Here is a 21,483-nt window from a genome sequence, read left to right as displayed (position 1 = left end):
TTGGTGCTGGTAATCCATTCGCAGAAGCGATCCCATACGTTGGCGCTTGAGCGCTGTTGTAGAGTTGCTGTCATGATTTTATGATTGCTACTTGCGTTTTTGTACGCAGGAATAATTACTTATGATGCTTTTATCTTAGAGACTTTGTTACAGATTGTAAAGAAGTTTCTCAAAAAATTTACTTAATACTTTGATAAGTTTTGCTTATTAATATCTATAGGTTATGGAGCAGTGCCTCAACTTAGCTCAGTGAGGGGATGAGGGAAGGTAAGGAGGACAAGGGGGACAAAAAGCAGAGGAAGCAGAGGAAGCAAGGGTGCAGAGGAGGAAAATTATAGAAATACTCTCGCTCTGCTCCTCTGCATCTCTTCCCCCTCTGCTCACCACTTGCCCAATGCCCAAAACAGACTATTAATCAACAAAATCGGGGCGCACTTTTTGCGTAGATTGCAATTTTGCCTCTAAAGCTGTCCAATCTTCCTGTTCTATTAACTTAATTACTTCACCAAGCTGCTGGCGATATTGGTGTAATGACCCCAGCAACGCTTGCTGATTAAATTGCGCCATCATTACTCCTAACTCTGGATTACCGCCACCAACGCGGCTGGTATCACGAAAACCGGAACTAGCTAAGTTTTTCGCTAGTTTTAACACTGTGGGGTCAGTTTCACCCATGCAAGCGGCTATTAAGGATGCGCTGACCATGACTGGTAAATGGGAAATCCAACTGACAGCGCGGTCGTGTTGTTCTGGCTGACAATGGTAAATTTTTGCACCAAGCGATCGCACTATTTCTTCTAATACTAAAACTGCGGCGGTGGGTGTTGTCTCAGTTGGTGTCAGTACATAAGGGCGATCGACAAATAAATGCCGTTGTGCGGCTTCGATACCACTATCCGCAGTTCCCGCCATGGGATGACCGCCCACGAAATTCTGCCATAAAGGCGATATAGCTTTAACTATCGGTGCTTTTACCGATCCCACATCAGTAATAACTGTGGTAGCAGGTAAGTGCGCAATTAATTGTTGAACTTGGGGAACAATAAGAGCTATCGGTGTACAAATAAATACCACTTCTGTGGTAGCTAAGAGACTCAGATCCACTGTAGCCTCATCAACGCTCCCCAGAGATACCGCCTTTTGGCAGGTTGATTGACGACGACTCACTCCGAAAACTTCATGTCCTTGCGATCGCAAATCGAAACCCAAGGAGCCACCGATCAGTCCCAGTCCGACAATTCCAATTTTCATTTGTGATTTTGATAGTTAATCCTTTAAGTATTTTCTGTGTACTTGACCACCAATTTAAAGTTGGCATCTGAGGGGTAGTATTTATGACAGTAGAAGACTTGTTGAGAAAATACACAGCCGGAGTTTATGACTTTAGCGGTATTGACCTCTCGGAAGCCAATTTAAGTAGGGTCAAGCTAGTAGGCGTCAATCTCACTCAAGCTAACATGAGTGTGATTAATTTAAGCGGTGCTAATCTCAGTAAAGCTAACTTAACTAACGCCATACTCAATGTTGCTAGACTTAGCGGTGCCAATCTGGCTCAGGCGATTCTCAATCAAGCTAGTCTCAATGTTGCCAATTTAATCCGTGCTGACTTAAATCAAGCTCAATTGCGGGAAGCCTCATTAATTCGAGCTGAGTTAATTAGAGCCAATCTCAGTGGTGCAGATCTGTCCGCAGCTAACCTCACCAGCGCCGATTTGCGAGAAGCCACACTCCGACAAGCCAATTTTCGCAAAGCTAATTTAAGCGGTGCAATTTTGCGGGGTTCTTCCTTAATAGCTGCAAACCTAGAAATGGCGAATCTCCACTCTGCTGATTTGGTACATACAGATTTGAGTGGTGCTAATTTGCGCGATGCGGAACTCAGAAAAGCCAACCTCAGCCGCGCTAATCTCAGTGGAGCCGATTTAAGCGGTGCTAACCTACGCTGGGCTGATTTAAGTGGTGCTAACCTGCGCTGGGCTGATTTAAGCGGTGCTAAATTAAGCGGGGCGAAGTTAATCAGTACAGATTTAAGCAATGCTAATTTAACCAATGCCAGTTTAGTACATGCCGATTTAACCCAAGCAAAATTAATTAAAGCAGAATGGAACGGCGCTGACTTAACATCCGCCATACTCACTGGAGCGAAACTTTACGCCACTTCTCGCTATGGCTTAAAAACGGAAGGTATAATTTGTGAGTGGATTGACCTTTCCCCTACAGGCGATCGCTCCATCATCCAAAAGTTTAACGCCGAAGATGCGCGAGACTTTTTTAATGAAACCTCCCCCATCATCAGAATTATTGTTGACGCCCCCTTGGAACATGAAGCCAACTTTACCCTAGCTGGGGCTTATTACCAGATTTCCCGCCAATATCGCCGACTTAAACAACCACCAACTATGGAAATTGGCCGTCGGCGGACAGTTTTTACTTTCCGGGTGGAGCGCGACGAAGATTTATTTCCCCTAGCTTATATAGCTATTTTGCCATTTATGGATGCTGCCAACACGCAACAAAGTATCGAAGATGTGATAGACATAATTAAAGGTGAAGATATTTCTTACATGGGTGTAAAAATACCCCATCGGGTGAGGCAATTAAGGGCAGCGATCGACGAAGCTAGAAATAAGGCTCAGTCCCTTAAGGAAGTACAAAAAACTCTGGCGTTAGCAGCTAAATTAAAATTCTTTAAAACTCCTACCCAAACAATTTTAACCAATTCTAGTGCCCAGACTTTAATTATTTATGACAATCCCTATTTCGGCAAACGATTTATTAGTCAATCTGATAACAATGCTTCATTTTTTGATACTATATCCAGTGAATCTAGCCAATATCTAATGCCTACAATCAAAATGATTAAGGATTTTGTTAAAAGTTTTCATTATATTGAAGAATGAACAATTATCAGTGAAATAATCGTTCTTGAATAACTGATAACTCGATGGAGGATACAGATGCGCGATACTTTTAATAAAATGATCGGGCGGACTCGCTATGTAGTCTGCCGCTTATTTCTACATTTAGGCGGCTCAGAAGTAGCGCCAATTTTAGGTATATTTAATAGTGTCGCTAGAGATGCCATTGATGCCGAAGGCGACATGGAAGTGTTAGGCGAAGGCTTAGTAGAAATCTGTGAAACCCTCACGCGGTATGATGATTACTGGCTTTCTGCTGCTAATGAAGGTGACGTATTTTGGAATGAAGGCGAAGCCGGAGATTACGTCAACGAACTGTTTAGCGACTCGGCTGCAAGATATGGTGCAGAACTAGATTTAAATGATGATTCTGGATTTAACGATCCTTTATCTCTACCTGCCACCCGCAATATTATTGTGATGATTACGGTGGCTGTTGAAGGAGAAGTACCAGATTTAGAAACTGATTTATCTAACGTTCAAGCCCTGAAGCAAGGTTTAAAAGCCCTGATTAATCTACACTACAATCATAAATTACGGGCTGTACAAGTGCATTTTTCACCAGCACAATTAGGTGATGAACTGACTAAAGATCAGCTGTTGCAATTTTATCCAGAATTAATTCCCTTGTAATTGGTGGGGTAGTCCGTACTTACAAGATGTCAAGAGAAATTGTTAAGCTCATATAAGGATAGTACTGCAATGATTATGACCATATTGCGTAAATTTACAGCAGTGTGTTTAGCCATGAGTTTGTGCTTAACAACAGTAGCCTGTGGAGGTGGTTCCGACCAAGCCAACTCTCCAGCCAAAAATGTGAGCCAAACTGCTGTCAATACCAAGCTGAGTGATGGACAGTATCAATTACAACAAGCCACTTACGATGATGGTACTGGCGAGTACACGCTATTTTTGATTAACAGCAAACCCCCAACTTTTGTCACCGAGAACTTACAAATGGCTCGGTTGACAGATGAAGAAATCAAAGAAGGTAAGAAAAGCTATTTAAAAGTAGAAAATGGACAGCCCGTCTTATATTTAACAGAAGACTTTAAAATTGAGTACGTCCATAATGTCGTAGAGAACAAAACTAATCCCCAAACAGGACAACAAGAAACAGTTGTAGTCCGTCAAGAGAATAGTTTCTGGACACCCTTTGCGGCGGCTGTGGCTGGTAATATAGCAGGTCAGGCGATTGGTAGTCTGTTGTTTAGACCCCAATATTATGTACCTCCTGTCTACCAACCCGGAGGAGTTTTGGTTGGTTATGGTGGATATGGTAGCAGCTACGATCAAGCAGTTTCTAGCTACCGCACCCGTTATAACGAGCCACCAGCAGCCGTGAGAAATCGGACGGCGTTCCGCACCACAGGGACAATTAGAAGAACATATCCTAGCGGTTCATCGGTACGCAATACCCCAAATCGCAATACTAATAGCCGTCCTAGCGGTTCTGGTTTTGGTGGTAGCGAACTTAGACCTTCTAATTCTGGATCTTCCAAACGCACTCCTAGCGGTAGTAGCTTTGGTAGCGGTGGACGTAGTAGCGGTCGGCGCGCGCCTTCTTTTGGTGGTAGACGCCGTTAATCAGCTATTCTGCTTTTAAGTTGCACAATCCATCTTGAGGGCTGTTGACAGTTGACAGTTGACAGTTGACAGTTGACAGTTGACAGTTGACAGTTGACAGTTGACAGTTGACAGTTGACAGTTGACAGTTGACAGTTGACAGTTGACAGTTGACAGTTGACAGTTGACAGTTGACAGCCCTGATTAGTAGTTATGCAATTTATTAGCGAATTAGCTTATCAACATTCCGCATTGAATTCGGGATATGGATTAGGTAAAAAATTAGGGGCAGGTTTAGCGATTACGATCTTTACCTGCCCCTACACAACTTTTAATGGAGTTTAATATTATTTTTTTGTGAGATCGTCTACATAATAGCGATCGCTATTAGAGTGTAATTCAGTTATCCTATCCCCGGTTTTTGATCGAGATCACCTGGACGATTTGTATGGCTACTTCTCTGGATATCCCCAAAGCATGATACAAATCGGTTAAAAAATATTTTTCTTCTTCTGTAACTATACTCTCAGAAAGTAGTAAATCTGCTGCTACAGCAAAAGCTGCTTCTCGCAATTCTGGACTTAGGGATGCTTTCGCCGCATCAAATAAAACATTCATCCCATCACGCCGGAGGATGCTCAGGATTTTCTCAAATAACCTGCCCATCAACTCGTTGGTATAATTTCTAAAAAGCTTTGACCGTGATAAAACTGAGGATAGACAACGCGCGTCATTCTCTGACAAATAACCGTCTATAGCGGTTGCAGCCAAGGTAATAGCAGCAAAGGCTTCTGCTGGACTAAGTGTCACTTGAACCTGGCTTTCTGTATCTAATACGGTATCCAATAAACCCATTGTAGTTGCTCCTTGATTGAGGTCTCAATAGCAGTACAGTTTCCTACAAGTTTCACAACTTTTAGGTTAGCCTGTAACGCTGTAAGACTTTCATAAGTTTAGTGTTCCCAAGATTTCTTAACAGCGAACACTTGCACTAAATAGGTTTTTGGCAAACAGCAGACAGCCAGGTACGAATTTAGCGTTCTCCAGTCTTTTCAATTGTTTCGATCACTGCCAAACCTATACCAGAAGCTGCTATAAGCACTATTGCTGATATTAAAAAGGCATTGACAAGCATTTGCAGGGCATCGTTGAAGAAAATGTAGGTGGTCATTACACTTCACCTTTTATAACTCTGTGTTGCTAGTGCTGTTTAATCTCTTCACACCCTGATTGGTGTATTTCGTTGAGAACTTCCTAGCAATTGCATCTTAACAAAACTTTAGCTGTTTAAAAACATATCTCGAATTTTTTCTTTTTGAAGATTCCATGAACTTGACCGATTATTGGTACAATCCAATACTGAAAATCGATTTATGTTAAAAATAAATCAATTTATCTATAAATATAAATACTTAACGCTTAAGTTATTTTTAACACGCTTTAATATAAATTCTGTTTTTCATCACTATGAAACTACTTTTGCTTTAAAGCTTTTTATTGAAGCTAAAAAGCCGAAACAAAAGCAACTATAGCAAAACTTTTACCGATAAAAATACTAATATTTAATGTGATATTAGACTCAGCCTAATTGATGGCAAAAAAATTTTTATAAATAGTTTGCTAAAACTACAAAATTACCCAACCAAGCACAGCTATTTGCTGGTAGTCTCCCCTGATTTGGTCTGTTGATGTCACAGCCCGATCACTCGGCGTAACAAAACTTCATGAATAAATGTTAAGACTTGTGTACTAGAATTAGAAGTCTCTCATCCAAGCCTAAACTAAGCAGCGTTCGATGGTGCTGATAACTGATTCGGAAAGTGAGTCTAAATCATAGCCACCTTCTAAGCCAAAAAGAATTTTACGAGTTAGCCCTAAACAATAATCCACGAATAAACCATAATCTGCTGGTTGCAAATTGATACTGGCTAAGGGATCGTCAGCGTTAGCATCGTAACCAGCGCTAATAATCAGTAAATCTGGTTGAAATTGAGTTAAAAAGGGAATTACTGACTTTTCAAATATGGGTTGATATACAGCTATATTGCTACCTGGAGGGATGGGTACATTTAAAACATTATTATGCAAGCCGCGTTCAGAGGCTCTACCTGTACCGGGGTAGCAGGGGTATTGATGGAGAGAACAGTAAGCGATTTGCGGGTGATTTTCAACGATCGCCTGAGTACCATTACCGTGATGTACATCCCAATCGAGGATAGCAACGCGATTCACACCTGGTTGTTGTAGGGCGTAAAAAGCAGCGATCGCCGCATTAGAAAATAAACAAAAGCCCATACCTGCATCACTTTCCGCATGATGTCCGGGAGGACGAGCGAGGACAAAGGCGGGATTTTCGCTAGTTAATACAGTGTTAACGCCATCTAACCAAGCACTGACTGCTAACAATGCCACATCATAACTGCGAGGCGATACTGGCGTATCTCCATCTAAGTAACCGCCGCCGGCGATCGCGATCGCCTGGATTTTGTGGATGTAATCTGCGGTGTGCGCTTGTAACAGTACAGACATCAGCGATGAATTTTCTAAAACTGGTGTCGGCGATCGCCAGGAAATTTGCTCGGCAAAATTAGCTGCTTTGATAGCATTGGCGATCGCGGTTAAACGTTCTGGTGTTTCTGGGTGGTAATTTCCAGTCTTGTGATCTAGAAACTCATCAGAATAGATGACTGGTAGCATGGGGCGATAAGAGTTAGCAGCAAAAGACTAAATGATATTGTATCTTCCCCAGATTATCTAGAGCGATCGCTACATCAAAGTCTTGTCAAATCGCAGATACATTTTTTGGCTAGCCACAGTTTCATCATGCCCAATGCCCAATGCCCCATGCCCAATGCCCAATGCCCCAAGCGGCGGGGCGACTGTCCCTCTCCACCCACAAGGGAATGGAGTTTCCCGCCGCTTTCGATAAATAAGATACAATGCCAGCAGAAATTCAGCTAATAACCAAATATTTAGGCAATTGGAGCTTATTATGTCTAATTCTTCTAATACAACTAATCAAACACCAGCAAATAGCACAATCACCAATCTGCAAAACGCACTAGAACAAGCTAAGAATAAAGACAAGATTTTTGACAAATTTCTCAAAGAAGGAATTAATGCAGGTTCCACTGCGGAGAAACTAGCAATATTATACAGAGGTGTAGAAACTTCGCCTTATCTACAAGATATTAATAATTATCCAGAGCGGCTCAAACAACAACCAAATCCTGAAGATTTAATCTTTAAACCTTATCCTAAAGTCGGGGAAATGCCGCAAATTGACCGCCAAGGTTTAGAGTTTATCCATTCAGATATCAAAGAAGCTTGTATCTGCATTGGTCGCGTCAATGAAGGGAAAATCAAAGCTCATTGGCTGGGGAGAAATGCCCTCAATAAAAATCAATTTTGGAGCGGTACAAAAATCATTCCTTTACTGAATATTGTATCTCAAGCGAATACAAAATTTTTTCAATCCAGCTTAGAAAATTGTGTAATTAGAGATCCAGCCAAGCGTCAGAAGGATACTCCATTTTTAGATATTGCATCTGACATCATTAGTTATAAAGAGAAAGTAGCCAGTTCTAATTCACTAGCTGCTATGTGCAAACGCTTCGAGACTTGGGAAGGTTTAGAAGCCTGGGTCAAAAAAGTTACAGGAAACCAAGATTTAGTTTTCCGGGGACGTTATGGTGAAGATCCTTTTATTAACCAGCCTGAATTGTTTGATTTAAACACAAAAAAAGTTTTGCTCAGTGCTGCACCAGAGACAACTAGAGGCGATAATCTTGTCACTGCATACGATTTACTCCGGTTGCTGACAATGTTAGGGTGGCACCATCAGCTACCAGTGGAAGCAAGGTTACCGGGTGCGCAATGGCACAGCTTAAGTCTGATTGTCAAAGCTTTGGGTAAAGATGCTTGTCGCTATACTGATATAGCCATCGACACATTGGGCTTGAAAAACTATGTTAGTTCTCCAGTAATTATCTCGAAATTAGGCGATGGCTACAGCGATTCGCGCAAAAGTACAGAAATAGTTTATCTCGCATTCATGCAATTTATTTTGGATTTGCCACAATCGGGAAAGAAACCAGCCGATTTGATAACTTTGGGTTTAGCTTTGCGGGGAGCAAAACCTTTCCAGGAAACTAATCCGGCGGCGATTGAACAGGCGAAAAATCGCGATGCAGTTGAGCTAGATGCGAGAATGGTAACTGAAGTTACTGAGATTTTGCGCCGAGTAGTTACACAAGAATTAGTGTAATTTTCATACTGAAGAAGCACGTTATTGTTTTAGGGGACTTCCAATTAAAAAAATACCCACGGGGGTAGGGGCACGGCACCGATAAAATATCGATAATACCGAAAGTTTGTATATGCCGTGCCCCTACAAGTTGGATAATTTATTTTTTGGAGTTCCCTAGGACTTACGCACAAAACCTCTCAAACTCTTATTCCCACCGAAGTTCTGTTCGTCGAAGACGTTGGCGTTCGCGCAGCGTCTCCCCTTGGGAGAAGCCATCGCCGGAAGCCGACGCTCAGACTTCTCTCTGTGAACTCTGCGTACTCTGCGTACTCTGTGGTTTATTTTCTCTGTGTCTTTGCGTAAGTCCTTTTTTTTACGAACCGCATTAGACGCGTAGCGGCTTCCCGCAGGGTAGACGCCAAGAACGCCAAGAAGAGAGCAGGAAGAGTTTATCAGGAAACCCTTTGAAAACCCAAACGTCTTTAGACAGGGGAGTGTCAATCGGTCGGTAAATTAGCAAATACCTGTTCTACTAATTCTTTAGTTTTGACTTCCAAATGTTGCCAATCGACTTCTCCGATTTCATCTATTAAACTAGTGTCAATTTCTACTGCTTCGGCATTTACTGCATCGGGGCTGTAATTGATAAAACACACCTGATAACATAGATCCCATAAATCTATAGTTATTTGCTGCTCTTGACGCTGCAAACGTAGGTGATATCCTGGATGGGGCACGGGTAGATGAGAAAGAGTTTTTCTAATTTTATCTGCCTGTTCTGGTGTCGCAGTTTCCATTTCTTGCAACAAATTAGTCACCATTGCTTTAGTTTCATCGGTGATATTCCCAGGCCAAATCAATACTTCATGATAAGTCCCAATCCAGGAAGACACATCTAGTTGCTTGCGAATATTATCAACTACACGGATGAAAGCAGGCTGCATCAGGATTTCAGCCTGTTGCCAAGTGACAGAATCGTTTATTTTCGGTGGCATTGCTAATTAAAAAAGATGTGAAACAAAAATTAACAAAGTGTGTTTATTAAGAAAATTACATTTTGATTCCAAATCTTTTCTCAAGATAGCGGATTTCATGGAGGAAAATTTGGAGATATTGATTAGCATCTGGAAATTTGGGTGTTAACTCTGGGGAGGGAATATGATCGGTAAGCTACTAGACCATCGTTACAAAGTAATTAAAGTCCTCGCTACGGGAGGATTTGGTCAAACCTACATTGCGCAAGATACTAGACGACCGGGTAATCCTATTTGTGTGGTTAAGCATCTCAAGCCGAGTAGTTCTGATCCCAGAGTTTTTGACACAGCCAAGCGCTTGTTTAATAGCGAAGCCGAAACTTTAGAAGTGTTGGGACAACATGACCAAATACCTAGACTGTTAGCTTATTTTGACGAAAAGCAAGAATTTTATTTAGTCCAAGAATTTATTGACGGAAATACTTTAAGTGAAGAACTGTTACCCGGTCAGCGCTGGAGTGAAAATCAGGTAATTCATTTATTGGTAGAAATTCTGAGCATTTTAGAATATGTTCACAGCCAAGGTGTAATTCACCGCGATATTAAGCCAGATAACATTATTCGTCGTAGTTCTGACAGTAAATTAGTTTTAGTGGACTTTGGCGCGGTTAAACAATTACGCACACAATTAGTTGCAGCTGGGGCGCAACCAAGTGCCACAATTGTCATTGGTACTCCTGGTTATATGCCTACAGAACAGGGACAAGGTAAACCCCGTCCGAATAGCGATCTTTATTCTTTAGGTATTATTGCTATCCAAGCTTTAACTGGAGTCCCTGCCGGCGCATTGCAAGAAGACCCGAATACAGGCGAACTTTTATGGCAGCATTTAGTAAATGTGAATTCTGAGTTAGCGGCTGTGTTAACGAAAATGGTGCGCTATCATTTTAAAGACCGCTACCAAAACGCCACAGAAGCGCTACAAGCCTGCAAACAGTTTATGGTTCCAATGGCGGTTGGTACTAAATTCCCAGAATTACAGCAAAATACTAGCAATCAAGCTCAAATTAATAAGACTCCTACTTCTACTCAAGCATTACAACAAAAAACTGTTGCAGTTGCACCAGCGAATAAAGTAGCTGCTAAACCTATTCCTATTCGTCCCGATTCTAATAAACCAGATCCATTACCTTTTATAGTCGGGCTGATGTTGGCGGGTGGTGCTGCGGCTGTCGTCACAAATGTTTATCCTAGTATCAAAAATTTTGCAGCGAATTTAACAGGTAATAATGATGCTGCTGTAGCTAACAAGTGTTTAGCTGTTGTGGTGGGTAATTCTAATATTCGTTATGAACCAAGTGCGATTCATTCTGATAATGTAGTGCAAACAGTGACCAATAATAGCAAGTTTGAGGTAACTGGTAAACGCACTAAATTGGGATGGATACAAGTAAAACTTAACTCCGGAAAAACCGCTTGGGCACATTCAGATGTCATCGCCAATAATGATCAATGGATTGGTTGTTTGCGCGATAAAGGGATTGCAATTAAGACAGTAAATGATAATACTTTAATTGCCGATCGCCCTTTGCCCAACCCTCAACCTCCTAAAGTAGCAACTTCATCAACCAATCAATCAGATGCATTTCGTTCCGATCCATTTACTTCTAATGGAGAAAAAACAGAGCGATCGCAGTCTACAGAGAACAGCGTGCAAGTTTTGGAACAAGCCAAGGAAAAGTATAATTCAGGAGATTTATTTGGCGCGATCGCTCTACTCAAATCTGTACCCAAAACAGCCGCTTCTGATTTTCAAGAAACTGCGGATATGATTGCACAATGGCAACAAGATTGGGCAAAAGCAGATGCTTTATTTAATGATATCAACACCGCTTTAGGAGAAGGTCAATGGGATAAAGTTTTAGAATATAAGAAAAATCCCGAAAAACTGCCGAATATTAAATATTGGCAAGATAAAATGTCTCCCTTATTTCAAAAAGCTGCGGAAAATCTAGAAAAACAGGGACAACCTCAAACTGAACAAAAAGGTAATAGTAATTTAGAAACTAAGGAGAAATCAAAGGGTCAATAGTCAATGGTCAATAGTCAATAGTCAATAGTCAATAGTGATAATTTTAAGTTTGTAGTCAGGAATTTAGTCATCAAAATTCCTAGAAATTAGAATTATTACATAAATATTATCGCTTTATTGATTAGGAGTATGAAAATCTCACGCAGAGACGCAGAGAAGAATGCGAAGATAAGGAATTTTGCAGGAGGTTTATTAATCACTAATGACAAACGACAATTGACTATTGACAATTGACTATTGACTAATTCAAAAACTTCTCTACAAATCTAATAAATATTTCCACACCCATTGGTAAGGCGGTTTCATCAAAATCAAACCGGGGATGATGATGGGGATAAGCTAAGTCTTTTTCAGGATTTGCAGAACCAAGGAAGAAATAGCAACCAGGAACTTCTTGCAAGAAAAAGGACATATCTTCACCGCCCATTGTTTGACATTCTGGGACAATTCCAATGGGTGTTTCAACAACTTCTGCGGCGATGGATCGCACTAATTCAGCAATACCAGGATCATTAATGACTGGGGGATAAAGTGACACATATTCAAAGTCATAACTTGCGCCATGACTGTGACATAATCCCGCAATTATTTGCTCAATTCGCTGGTGAAAATATCCTTGAAAGGCTGGGTTAAAATACCTGACTGTACCTTTCAGATTCGCGGTGTCAGCAATGACATTGTGTGCTGTACCAGCATGAAGCGCACCTACAGTCACGACTGCGGAATCTATCGGATTAACGTTACGTGCCACAATGGTTTGTAAGGCGTTGACAATTTGGGCGGCGACAACGATGGAATCTACAGTTTGATGGGGTATTGCGCCATGTCCACCTTTACCGCGAATTGTACAATCAAATAATTCTACAGCTGCCATTAATGCCCCAGGGCGAACGCCAACGGTTCCCAAGGGTAAGTTATTCCACAGGTGTAAGCCAATAATTGCATCTACATCTGGGTTCTTGAGTACCCCGGTTTCAATCATTGGTTTTGCACCTCCCGGCCCTTCTTCTGCTGGCTGGAAGATAATTTTTACAGTACCAGCAAAATCATCGCGGTGCTGCTGGAGATAGTAAGCTGTACCTAGTGCGATCGCAGTATGTCCATCATGTCCACAAGCGTGCATTACTCCATCATGCTGGGAACAATAGGGTACTTGATTGAGTTCCTGGATGGGTAAAGCATCCATATCCGCACGAATTGCCAATACCTTATCGTTACCGGGTTTGTTACCTTTAACGATCGCCACAATCCCAGTTTTAGCTATACCGGTTTGATGTTCAATTCCCCATGCTTGCAACTTTTGGGCGATAAACTCAGCTGTGAGTTTTTCTTGAAAACCTAACTCTGGTTTTTGATGTAGCGATCGCCTCCATTCTACCAGTTGCGTTTGCAATGAACGAATCGACAGGCGAACGTGAGATAAGTCAACAGTACCGGGATTTGGGAAGGTAGAAACCATTGTGAAGACACGCTAGTAGAAGACAACTGGTGGAAACGCTTAAGCTAATGCGCGTCTAAATTGCAAAACTACCAATTAGGGCTGTCAACAGTCAACAGTCAACCGTCAACCGTCAACAACCTTCACAATAAATTGTGCAACTTAAAAGCAGAATAGCTTATGAGTTATGTTCTCAGTGTATCGTTATCAAAAATTTAGTGTTTCTAAATTTAAATTTGATGCTACTTGGGCTAGTTTATCTAAATCAGTCAGGTTATCGAGATGAGGTAAACAGCCTAAAACTGGAATATGGGTGAGTGATTGAATTAACTCTGGTGGGGTTAAGTCGGCTATTTCTGCATCGGAACGGGGTTGTACGCAGTTGAGTACAATCCCTTTTAAATCGATGCGCGCTTGTCTAGCTAAGGCGACGTTAGCTACAGCTTGTGCGATCGCGCCTAATCTCACTGGTACTACTAAAATTGTCGGTAAATGCCAATCTCCGGCTAAGTCTGCTACCGTCAATTCATCGGTGATGGGCGAACCTAAACCCCCTAATGATTCTACAAGCACAAATTCTCGTTGCGATCGCAATTTAGAAAAAGCTTGCCAAACCACAGCTAAATCAACTTGGCGATTTTCCTTAGCGGCGGCGATTGGCGGTGCGAGAGGTGCTTGAAAATACAACGGTGTAATTTCTTCCGCCGTTTGCTGTAGGGAAAACAGCTTTTGATACCACTCGCGATCGCCTTCTCCCGATTGAATTGGTTTCATAATTCCCCAGTTACGCTGCGGAAAATATTTCTGCCAATAGGCTGCTAATGCTGTTGTTAAAACAGTCTTACCCGCCTCAGTATCAGTGCCAGTAATGAGTAATGTATTCAACAATTGATTCTAGAAAAATTAACTAACAGCTTCTATAGTTATTTCTCATCATACTTATATTTTGGTTAATTTACAAGTGGTTTATTAGCTATAAATCATATGGTTTTCATAACCAATAAACTATTAATTCCAATTTGTATAACTAGGGAAATTTACATTTAATTTCCTGGGCTAGTATTGGGAGTAGGTATATCAATTGGTTCTTCTGTTGCAGTCGGAGTTGGTGTTGGCGTTGGCGTCTCGCTAGGCGTTGGCGATGGCGATGGTGTAGGGCTGATTGTTGGTATGGGTGAGATGATTGGCGATAGGGTAGGGGTTGGTGTAGGTGTAAATGTAGGTGTCGGTGTTTCCCTAATTAATTTTTCTAATCCCACCGTGAGAATATAATCACTTTCCGCAATTCCTGGTTCTAAACTTAATTGAATCGTGTATCTACCTGTTAGGGGTAATCTGCCATCATAAGATGGAACTTGATTAGCTAAATTATCAATTGGTTGTTTCTTATTATCTAAAATTGATAAAATAATCCCATTACCTTGTTCAACTACAGCAGTTAATCTTTGACCTTTTTGCGCCGCAAAACTATACTGAACTATTTGATTTTCCTTAATAGTATTTTCTACTGTAGCTGTATTTCCTGCGCCAAAAATCAGGCGCTTACTCAAAATCACAGGTTCAGTATTAGTTGGTGTCGGTGAAGGTGTTAAACTACCACCAGAAATAATTGGTGAAGGGAAAGTTTGTACAGGTGTTTCTTGAGGTGTTTTTGGCTGACTGCGAATTGAACTGACCAAAGCCCAAGAACCAACACCGGCTAAAATAACTACAGCACTACCAATAGCCCCAACTGCTAAAGGATTATCTAAAACAGAACTACTATTGCTGGGTGGAATGGCTGGTGCTGGGCGATTAGGTGAAGGTGATGGTACTGGTTGAGGTTGACGCCCGCCTACAGCAACAGTTTGGATATTAGAGGTATTATTAGGAATAGGGGTAGTAGGACGATTGATCGCTTGTAATGCGGCGATGACATCAGTTGCATTTTGATAGCGATCGCTTGGACGATAATTTAACATCCGATTAATCACCTCGGCAAATTGGGGATTAACCCGCACAAACTGTTGCCAATTCCACGATAATTGATTCTCATCAAATAAATCTCTTGGTTCTCTACCAGTCAGCAACACAATCGCTGTCACAGCCAGTGCATATAAATCGCTATTAGGGTAAGCTTGTCCTGCTTGCATCTGTTCGCTGGGAGAATAACCTAATTTTCCCACACTAGTCACCGGCGCTGTACTATCAGGCGATTGCAAGCGAGTGGCTAATTCTTTCACCACCCCAAAATCAATTAAAACGGGTTTCGAGTCGCTCTCTCGTAAAATAATATTCTCTGGAGAAATATCGCGGTGAATAATTCCCCGACTGTGAATATGCTCTAATACAGGTAATAACGACCGTATTAACAGTAATACTTCATTTTCTGTCAAATTTTGACCCAAAGCTTGACGTTCTGAGAGTATATTCCGGTAAGTTTTACCTGCAACATAATCTTCCACCAAAAACAAGCGCTGGTCTTGCTCAAATCTTTCGCGGAATTTGGGAACTTGGGGATGTTCGATTTGATATAAAATCGCCGCTTCTCGCTGAAACAGTTCTTGCGTCTTCTCCCACATAGAAGTTCCCACAGTCGTGGGAGTTAATTCTTTGATGGCGCAAAGTTCATTAAACCGTCTTTGATCTTCTACTAAATAAGTTCTAGCAAATCCCCCTTGTCCGAGAATTTGAATAATGCGATAACGATTTTGTAAGATAGTGCCAACTGTAATCGGTGGTTGCATAATTGTGGGATAAGTGTTCTGTCAAGATAGGTTTCAGGCTTGACGATATTTACTTGCGGCGATATTCTACCCTACCTCATGGGCAAATATGTCCACTGCCATCATATTTAGGCATTTTCGCGAAAATCTGCCAACAAAAAATCAGACTAGATCAACTTTATTGTTACACTCTCTTTGTCAGTACCTGATACCTGGGATATAAACAATCCTCAAGCAACCGCCTTAAATATCATCTATAAGGCTGATGACAAAAAATTTCCTTTGCTAATTTCTCTCTTTAACTTTGCCTTAACTGTGGTACCCTAGCTAACGGTAAACAGATAGGCATACAGGTATTGTGTGTAAACCCTGATAACTCAAATTTTTGTTTGCTTGTGCAGTTAGTATCATAGGATTGTTAGCTGCTACTTAAGTGTTGAATTATTCATATTCGACTCTAGAATATCTCGGAGTAAGTGGGTTAGAAATGTAAAAATTATGTACCATATTCCCTAAATATGTAAGTATAACTAACAATTTCCCCTGCAAAAATCTGAGATTTGAGATTTTTCTGATTTCAAGCAAAAATCCGAACAATGGCTCTAGTTAATAAAGTTGTTGTTCAGTTAAGCTATCAGTAGTTTGTTTACCAAACTTAGTTAAAAATTAGCAAATCATAATTTTCGGGAGAAATGTTTTAACTTTTACAGATATTTTTTTACACGATTCCGGTTAAATTTGCTAAATTGCTGATGTTAAGATTGCCATGAATGCACATCGAGGATCTGCTGTGCTCAGTTCTGCAACTTTATCTAAAGTGCAGCCAGTTGCAACAGGAATAACTGAAAATAATCGCCTGCGGCTGTTTTCTGGCTCTGCCAATTTACAACTGTCTCAAGAAGTCGCTCGCTACCTGGGCATGGACTTAGGCCCCATGATCCGAAAAAGGTTTGCGGACGGCGAACTCTATATTCAAATCCAGGAGTCTATCCGGGGTTGTGATGTCTATCTCATCCAGCCGACTTGTCAGCCGGTTAACGATCATTTAATGGAATTGCTGATTATGATTGATGCCTGTCGGCGAGCTTCTGCACGCCAGGTAACAGCAGTAATTCCTTATTATGGTTATGCGCGGGCCGATCGCAAAACAGCAGGAAGAGAATCCATTACTGCGAAATTGGTTGCTAACCTAATCACTCAAGCAGGAGCCAACCGTGTTTTGGCAATGGACTTACACTCAGCTCAGATTCAGGGTTACTTCGACATACCTTTCGATCATGTTTATGGTTCGCCAGTGTTACTAGATTATCTGGTGAGTAAACAGCTATCAGATATTGTGGTAGTTTCTCCTGATGTTGGTGGTGTAGCCAGAGCTAGAGCATTTGCTAAAAAGCTGGGTGATGCTCCCTTGGCGATTATTGATAAACGTCGTCAGGCTCACAACGTCGCCGAAGTAATGAATGTAATTGGTGATGTTAAGGGTAAAACTGCTGTTTTAGTGGACGATATGATCGACACTGGGGGCACAATTTCTGAGGGTGCAAAATTACTGCGTGAAGAAGGAGCGCGTCAGGTATACGCCTGTGCGACTCATGCAGTATTTTCCCCGCCAGCAGTTGAGCGGTTGTCTCTTAGTGGCTTGTTTGAGGAAGTTATCGTTACCAACACGATTCCTATTCCAGAAAGCAATCGTTTTCCGCAACTGGTAGTGCTTTCAGTGGCTAATCTACTCGGAGAAACCATCTGGCGAATTCACGAGGATACTTCAGTAAGTAGTATGTTCCGCTAGCAAAAAAATGACTGTTACAGTCGATACAGTTCTGCGTAAACAAGTGTGAAGTCTGAAGTTTGAAGTAGAAAATTTTTCTTGCTTCATTCTTCAACCTTCATAGTTAGGGGAATCTGTCGCTAAAATTTCTCATTCTCTGTAGCGATCGCTCTTTTATCCCATAATGTAAAAGCATCATGAACAGCGAAACCGTAACCTGGCAATCTTGGTATCAGGTTACAGATAGAGAATTAATGCAGATGAGTTCGCAAAACCCAGAACTGCGGTTTGAGCGCAATGCTGATGGGACTATAGATACTATGCCACCTACGGGAGGCATTTCTGGCGATCGCGAAATCAAAGCCGGAGCTTATCTATTAAATTGGGTAGAAAGTCAGGATTTAGGCGAAGTTTTTAGTGCCAGTACAGGTTTTAGATTACCAAATACTGCTGTGCGTTCTCCTGATGCTGCTTTTGTCGCTAAAGGACGCTTACCCATTGGTTGGGATGAGCAAGAAGATCAGTTTATCAACTTAGCACCAGATTTCGTTATAGAAATTCGTTCTCAAAATGACAGTTTGGAAAAACTCAAAGCCAAGATGGCAGAGTATATTGCTAACGGTGTACGCTTAGGCTGGTTAATTGATCGTCAAAATCAGCAAGCTTTAGTTTATCGTCAAGATGGTTCAATCACTCAATATCCAGCCACAGCCACTTTGAGTGGTGAAGATGTTGTACCTGGATTTACCTTGCTATTAAAAAAGTTATTGTAATCGCCAAGCCTGACTATTCAATAATGCCAATGCGGTTAAAAGGGAAAAATCTTTTGCTGACTTTACCAATAATCAATTCACGAGGTACTACTCCCCAGCAACGTCCATCGTAGGAACTATTGCGATTATCACCTAAAGCTAAGTAAGATGCAGGTGGTATAGTAACTGGTTTTGCTAGGTAAGGTTGCTCAAATCCTGATGTACAAACATCAATTAAAGTTCTCTGATTAGAACTCAAGTACTTGTTTTCTGGTAAAGCTTGGTTGTTAATATAAACCTGCCCATTCTTCAATTCTACTTTTTCACCAGGTAGCCCAACTATACGCTTAATAAACGCATCCTGGTATCCTTCCTTTTGTAAGGCTTCGGTAGGTGCAAAAACTATAATGTCTCCACGTTGAGGATTTTGAAAGCGATAGTTAAGCTTATTAACAATAACCTTATCTGCCTCCCATTGGTTTGGAGTACCGTGCAGAGTTGGTTCCATAGCGCCTGAAGGTATCCATCTAGCTTCAGCTAAATATGTTCTCAGAAAAAATGCAGTGCCTACAGCTAATAAACCTGATATTGCTATCAGTATTGCGATGATTAATGCCCAATTTTTTGACCTTTGACGATGCACTGGGGAAAACACATACGCTAGATATGAAATCACAGCATAAATAATCGCTGGGAGAAATCTTGATATACCTGAAGAAACAATTATCAAGATAACTGCGAATATGCCAAATAACCACTTACCAATATAGAAGTGACCGATGCCAAAAAATAGCTGTGACAGGAACATAGCCAGCCAAGGATCTTTACTTTGTCTGCGTAGTTCCTCGAATTCTGAAGTATTTCGATTTTTTGCTGCATTATAAGCATCGAAAATATTCCACACCCAGACACAAAAAAGACTTACTAAAAGACCAAAGCCGATTATTATATTACCGTCAGAACTGAGTATAAGCCACAATGCAGTTATATATAAAGCAATATAAATAAATATAAGAAAATATCCCTGAACTTTTTTTCCTGAATATATTTGTCCTAGCCCAGGAAGTATTTTTGATAAATTTACGGCTAGCCAAGGTTCTTTAGACATATCAAATCACTCTTGTGTGAAAATGATGTAAAACAAAGATTTTATAAGTAATCATAAGCTGTTATACCAATTTAATATGAAGTTGCATATATCTAGATCCCCCTAAATCCCCCTTAAAAAGGGGGACTTTGATTCTTTTCCCCCCTTTTTTAAGGGGGGCTAGGGGGGATCGAATTCTATGCAGCCTCATAAAAAATTTGTATTACGCATTTAAATTGTATATTTCGCACTCAGGTTATCAAAAGTTAAGAGTCCAAAGTCCAAGCTAGCCTTTGACCTTGGACTATTGACCCTTGACAGTCATAACGCCAGAATATTTGATTTAGGTGCGTATCAGCTTGTCAGTTTACTTTGCTTTTAAAAAGTTAATATAATTTTGCACTTTTACAAGCTTTATCCATCATTTCCTTGGCTAAAGGATGATAACCATTGTGATTTAAAAACGCTAAAGGTGACTCTTTTACTTGATAGCTAATAGCTTCACCTGTAGTTACCAACCTAGCGAAATGTTCGCAATTCCACCCTAAAACCCCATAATGCCAATCCTTGAAGAGTTCATAAGCAATTAAGCATCGAGCAAGCACTGTTTTTCTATCTAATAAAGTTACATGTTGTACTCTTTGAGCCTGGCGTGGAATTGGAAATATAGCAAATCCGTTTCCACCAAAGTTAAAGGCGTGAGTTTTAGAAATAGTTATGTGATAGTGCAAAGTAGAACTTTTTCGATGATCTTTGTGTTGTATGAGTAATCCAGCATCGGGACTGTCATAGTCTACAAATGCAGCAAACTCCCTGATAATACGGTCTTTTGATGTAAAATTAGCACTGTTATTTGTAGGAGAGTTAACATTAGTATTTTTATTCAAAAGTGAAAGCCACTCTTGAATTGACTGAGGGCGATTTTCTGGCTTTATCTCCATACCCTTGAGAATTGCCTGATTAACTTTATCGCTAATACTAGAATTTATATTTTTTGGTTCTTCTAATGGCGTACCAATTGCTCTGATTGGAGCCATTGTTGGTACTTCTCCCGTTACCAAACAATACAGCGTTGCCGCCAAAGCATAAACATCTGTAAAAGCACCCCGTTTTGCTCGTTTATCATATTGCTCAATTGGCGCAAAACCATCAGCTAGCATTTGTGTATGAGTCTGAGTTAAATTTTGAGAAAATTCTCGTGCTATGCCAAAATCAATTAATACAGCTTCTGATTTATTGCCACGCAACATAATATTTTGCGGTTTCACATCCCGATGTAGCAAGCCGTGATTATGCACTACAGTTAGCGCCTCACCAATCTGGTGAATATATCCTAAAGCTTCCGCCTCTGGTACAATGCCTTGATTCTCAATTTTATGGGCTAAATTTTCGCCATCAATGTATTCCATAACAATGCACCACAGGTTATCCTCATGGATTACCTCATCTATCTGCACAATATGGGGATGACTACATTTAGCTAGTTTTATCGCCTCATTGACAAAATCTTGCTGAAACCTGGCAAAATCGGGACGGCGTTGCACTTTCTCATTCAAAGTTTTAATAACAACGTCGGAACCATGATGACTGCTAGCGCGGTAAGTGATACCAAAGCCACCCTCGCCTAATTCCTGTTTAATCTTATACTTACCACCCTGCAACTGCTGTCCTGATTTCCAAAGCATAGTCACAATTTATCAGTCAATTACTAAGTCAATATTGGCACAACGGTAATTATTGTTTCTCGATATGGTCGTTGCCAAGTTGAAATTTAAAGTAATGGCTAAAAAAGTCCCCGGAATTGTGACGATTAAGCTAGAATTGTTAAAGCTTCTTTACAGAGTTTGTACTTTATCCTCAATTCTGTTAAAACAGCCTAGCATCATAACATTTACGATGTACATCTGAAAACCCCCTCTAGAGTTCACAAAAAG

At 40.9% G+C, this 21,483-nt stretch carries 16 protein-coding genes and 1 pseudogene; 7 read left to right on the top strand and 10 right to left on the bottom strand.

Annotation, left to right across the window (positions count from 1 at the left end):
* Positions 1–411: 411 nt before the first annotated feature.
* Entirely contained in the window at positions 412–1,251 is an 840-nt protein-coding gene (locus AACW45_RS26230) for a prephenate/arogenate dehydrogenase (protein WP_190635810.1), read from the bottom strand.
* An 83-nt stretch (positions 1,252–1,334) separates the two neighbouring features.
* Here AACW45_RS26230 and AACW45_RS26225 point away from each other — a divergent pair, with 83 nt between their 5' ends.
* From AACW45_RS26225 to AACW45_RS26215, 3 genes are all read left to right on the top strand, one after another.
* On the top strand, positions 1,335–2,900 hold the full coding sequence (locus AACW45_RS26225; RefSeq protein ID WP_190635808.1) for a pentapeptide repeat-containing protein: 1,566 nt from the start codon (positions 1,335–1,337) through the stop codon (positions 2,898–2,900).
* Between the two features lie 57 nt (positions 2,901–2,957).
* Positions 2,958–3,551: a DUF1517 domain-containing protein gene (locus AACW45_RS26220; protein WP_190635806.1), complete on the top strand. Its 594-nt coding sequence runs from the start codon at positions 2,958–2,960 to the stop codon at positions 3,549–3,551.
* A gap of 69 nt (positions 3,552–3,620) precedes the next feature.
* Entirely contained in the window at positions 3,621–4,505 is an 885-nt protein-coding gene (locus AACW45_RS26215; RefSeq protein ID WP_190635805.1) for a hypothetical protein, read from the top strand.
* Positions 4,506–4,892: 387 nt separating this feature from the next.
* Here the strand turns inward: AACW45_RS26215 and AACW45_RS26210 are convergent, their stop codons facing one another.
* From AACW45_RS26210 to AACW45_RS26200, 3 genes are all read right to left on the bottom strand, one after another.
* Positions 4,893–5,339, bottom strand: coding sequence for a tellurite resistance TerB family protein (locus tag AACW45_RS26210; protein WP_190635803.1), 447 nt, complete (start codon positions 5,337–5,339; stop codon positions 4,893–4,895).
* A 178-nt stretch (positions 5,340–5,517) separates the two neighbouring features.
* Positions 5,518–5,655: a hypothetical protein gene (locus AACW45_RS26205; protein WP_190544584.1), complete on the bottom strand. Its 138-nt coding sequence runs from the start codon at positions 5,653–5,655 to the stop codon at positions 5,518–5,520.
* A gap of 605 nt (positions 5,656–6,260) precedes the next feature.
* A complete protein-coding gene (locus AACW45_RS26200) occupies positions 6,261–7,181 on the bottom strand; it encodes a histone deacetylase family protein (protein ID WP_190635801.1) in 921 nt (306 codons plus the stop codon).
* A gap of 295 nt (positions 7,182–7,476) precedes the next feature.
* Between AACW45_RS26200 and AACW45_RS26195 the strand changes: the two genes are divergently transcribed.
* Positions 7,477–8,751, top strand: a complete 1,275-nt coding sequence (locus AACW45_RS26195; protein WP_190635799.1) for a hypothetical protein — start codon at positions 7,477–7,479, stop codon at positions 8,749–8,751.
* 479 nt (positions 8,752–9,230) lie between these two features.
* On the opposite strand, the gene AACW45_RS26190 is transcribed toward AACW45_RS26195, so the two are convergent.
* Positions 9,231–9,728 (bottom strand): hypothetical protein, encoded by a 498-nt coding sequence (locus AACW45_RS26190; protein WP_190635797.1) that lies wholly within the window; start codon positions 9,726–9,728, stop codon positions 9,231–9,233.
* 163 nt (positions 9,729–9,891) lie between these two features.
* Here AACW45_RS26190 and AACW45_RS26185 point away from each other — a divergent pair, with 163 nt between their 5' ends.
* Entirely contained in the window at positions 9,892–11,799 is a 1,908-nt protein-coding gene (locus AACW45_RS26185; protein WP_190635795.1) for a protein kinase domain-containing protein, read from the top strand.
* A 241-nt stretch (positions 11,800–12,040) separates the two neighbouring features.
* On the opposite strand, the gene AACW45_RS26180 is transcribed toward AACW45_RS26185, so the two are convergent.
* From AACW45_RS26180 to AACW45_RS26170, 3 genes are all read right to left on the bottom strand, one after another.
* On the bottom strand, positions 12,041–13,258 hold the full coding sequence (locus AACW45_RS26180; RefSeq protein WP_190635793.1) for a M20 family metallopeptidase: 1,218 nt from the start codon (positions 13,256–13,258) through the stop codon (positions 12,041–12,043).
* Positions 13,259–13,444: 186 nt separating this feature from the next.
* Entirely contained in the window at positions 13,445–14,122 is a 678-nt protein-coding gene (gene bioD, locus AACW45_RS26175; RefSeq protein WP_190544566.1) for a dethiobiotin synthase, read from the bottom strand.
* A gap of 158 nt (positions 14,123–14,280) precedes the next feature.
* Positions 14,281–15,963 carry a serine/threonine-protein kinase gene (locus AACW45_RS26170; RefSeq protein ID WP_190635791.1) on the bottom strand — a complete coding sequence of 561 codons (1,683 nt, stop codon included), beginning with the start codon at positions 15,961–15,963 and terminating at the stop codon, positions 14,281–14,283.
* A gap of 745 nt (positions 15,964–16,708) precedes the next feature.
* Between AACW45_RS26170 and AACW45_RS26165 the strand changes: the two genes are divergently transcribed.
* Together AACW45_RS26165 and AACW45_RS26160 are read left to right on the top strand one after the other, a co-directional pair.
* The gene (locus AACW45_RS26165; RefSeq protein ID WP_096642440.1) at positions 16,709–17,731 is read left to right on the top strand and encodes a ribose-phosphate pyrophosphokinase; all 1,023 of its coding nucleotides are present in this window, start codon (positions 16,709–16,711) and stop codon (positions 17,729–17,731) included.
* Positions 17,732–17,907: 176 nt separating this feature from the next.
* A complete protein-coding gene (locus AACW45_RS26160) occupies positions 17,908–18,483 on the top strand; it encodes a Uma2 family endonuclease (RefSeq protein WP_190635789.1) in 576 nt (191 codons plus the stop codon).
* Positions 18,484–18,496: 13 nt separating this feature from the next.
* Here AACW45_RS26160 and lepB read toward each other — a convergent pair.
* Positions 18,497–19,048, bottom strand: a pseudogene (gene lepB, locus AACW45_RS26155) (signal peptidase I); the annotation flags it as partial.
* 887 nt (positions 19,049–19,935) lie between these two features.
* On the bottom strand, positions 19,936–21,234 hold the full coding sequence (locus tag AACW45_RS26150; protein WP_242045764.1) for a serine/threonine protein kinase: 1,299 nt from the start codon (positions 21,232–21,234) through the stop codon (positions 19,936–19,938).
* Between the last annotated feature and the right edge of the window lie 249 nt (positions 21,235–21,483).

This window comes from Calothrix sp. FACHB-168 (genome assembly GCF_963889195.1).
GTDB classification, from domain to species: domain Bacteria; phylum Cyanobacteriota; class Cyanobacteriia; order Cyanobacteriales; family Nostocaceae; genus Aulosira; species Aulosira anomala_A.
The sequence above is the reverse complement of the archived record's forward strand: the minus strand, read 5'-3'. Positions and strand labels throughout refer to the sequence as shown.

Bases quoted from the DNA above. Each gene is read 5' to 3' on its own strand.
- AACW45_RS26170 (WP_190635791.1), bottom strand. From the start codon at position 15,963: ATGCAACCACCGATTACAGTTGGCACTATCTTACAAAATCGTTATCGC.
- AACW45_RS26210 (WP_190635803.1), bottom strand. From the start codon at position 5,339: ATGGGTTTATTGGATACCGTATTAGATACAGAAAGCCAGGTTCAAGTG.
- AACW45_RS26230 (WP_190635810.1), bottom strand. From the start codon at position 1,251: ATGAAAATTGGAATTGTCGGACTGGGACTGATCGGTGGCTCCTTGGGT.
- AACW45_RS26215 (WP_190635805.1), top strand. From the start codon at position 3,621: ATGATTATGACCATATTGCGTAAATTTACAGCAGTGTGTTTAGCCATG.
- AACW45_RS26200 (WP_190635801.1), bottom strand. From the start codon at position 7,181: ATGCTACCAGTCATCTATTCTGATGAGTTTCTAGATCACAAGACTGGA.
- AACW45_RS26225 (WP_190635808.1), top strand. From the start codon at position 1,335: ATGACAGTAGAAGACTTGTTGAGAAAATACACAGCCGGAGTTTATGAC.
- AACW45_RS26190 (WP_190635797.1), bottom strand. From the start codon at position 9,728: ATGCCACCGAAAATAAACGATTCTGTCACTTGGCAACAGGCTGAAATC.
- AACW45_RS26205 (WP_190544584.1), bottom strand. From the start codon at position 5,655: ATGACCACCTACATTTTCTTCAACGATGCCCTGCAAATGCTTGTCAAT.
- AACW45_RS26180 (WP_190635793.1), bottom strand. From the start codon at position 13,258: ATGGTTTCTACCTTCCCAAATCCCGGTACTGTTGACTTATCTCACGTT.
- AACW45_RS26185 (WP_190635795.1), top strand. From the start codon at position 9,892: ATGATCGGTAAGCTACTAGACCATCGTTACAAAGTAATTAAAGTCCTC.
- AACW45_RS26195 (WP_190635799.1), top strand. From the start codon at position 7,477: ATGTCTAATTCTTCTAATACAACTAATCAAACACCAGCAAATAGCACA.
- AACW45_RS26160 (WP_190635789.1), top strand. From the start codon at position 17,908: ATGAACAGCGAAACCGTAACCTGGCAATCTTGGTATCAGGTTACAGAT.
- AACW45_RS26150 (WP_242045764.1), bottom strand. From the start codon at position 21,234: ATGCTTTGGAAATCAGGACAGCAGTTGCAGGGTGGTAAGTATAAGATT.
- AACW45_RS26220 (WP_190635806.1), top strand. From the start codon at position 2,958: ATGCGCGATACTTTTAATAAAATGATCGGGCGGACTCGCTATGTAGTC.
- AACW45_RS26165 (WP_096642440.1), top strand. From the start codon at position 16,709: ATGAATGCACATCGAGGATCTGCTGTGCTCAGTTCTGCAACTTTATCT.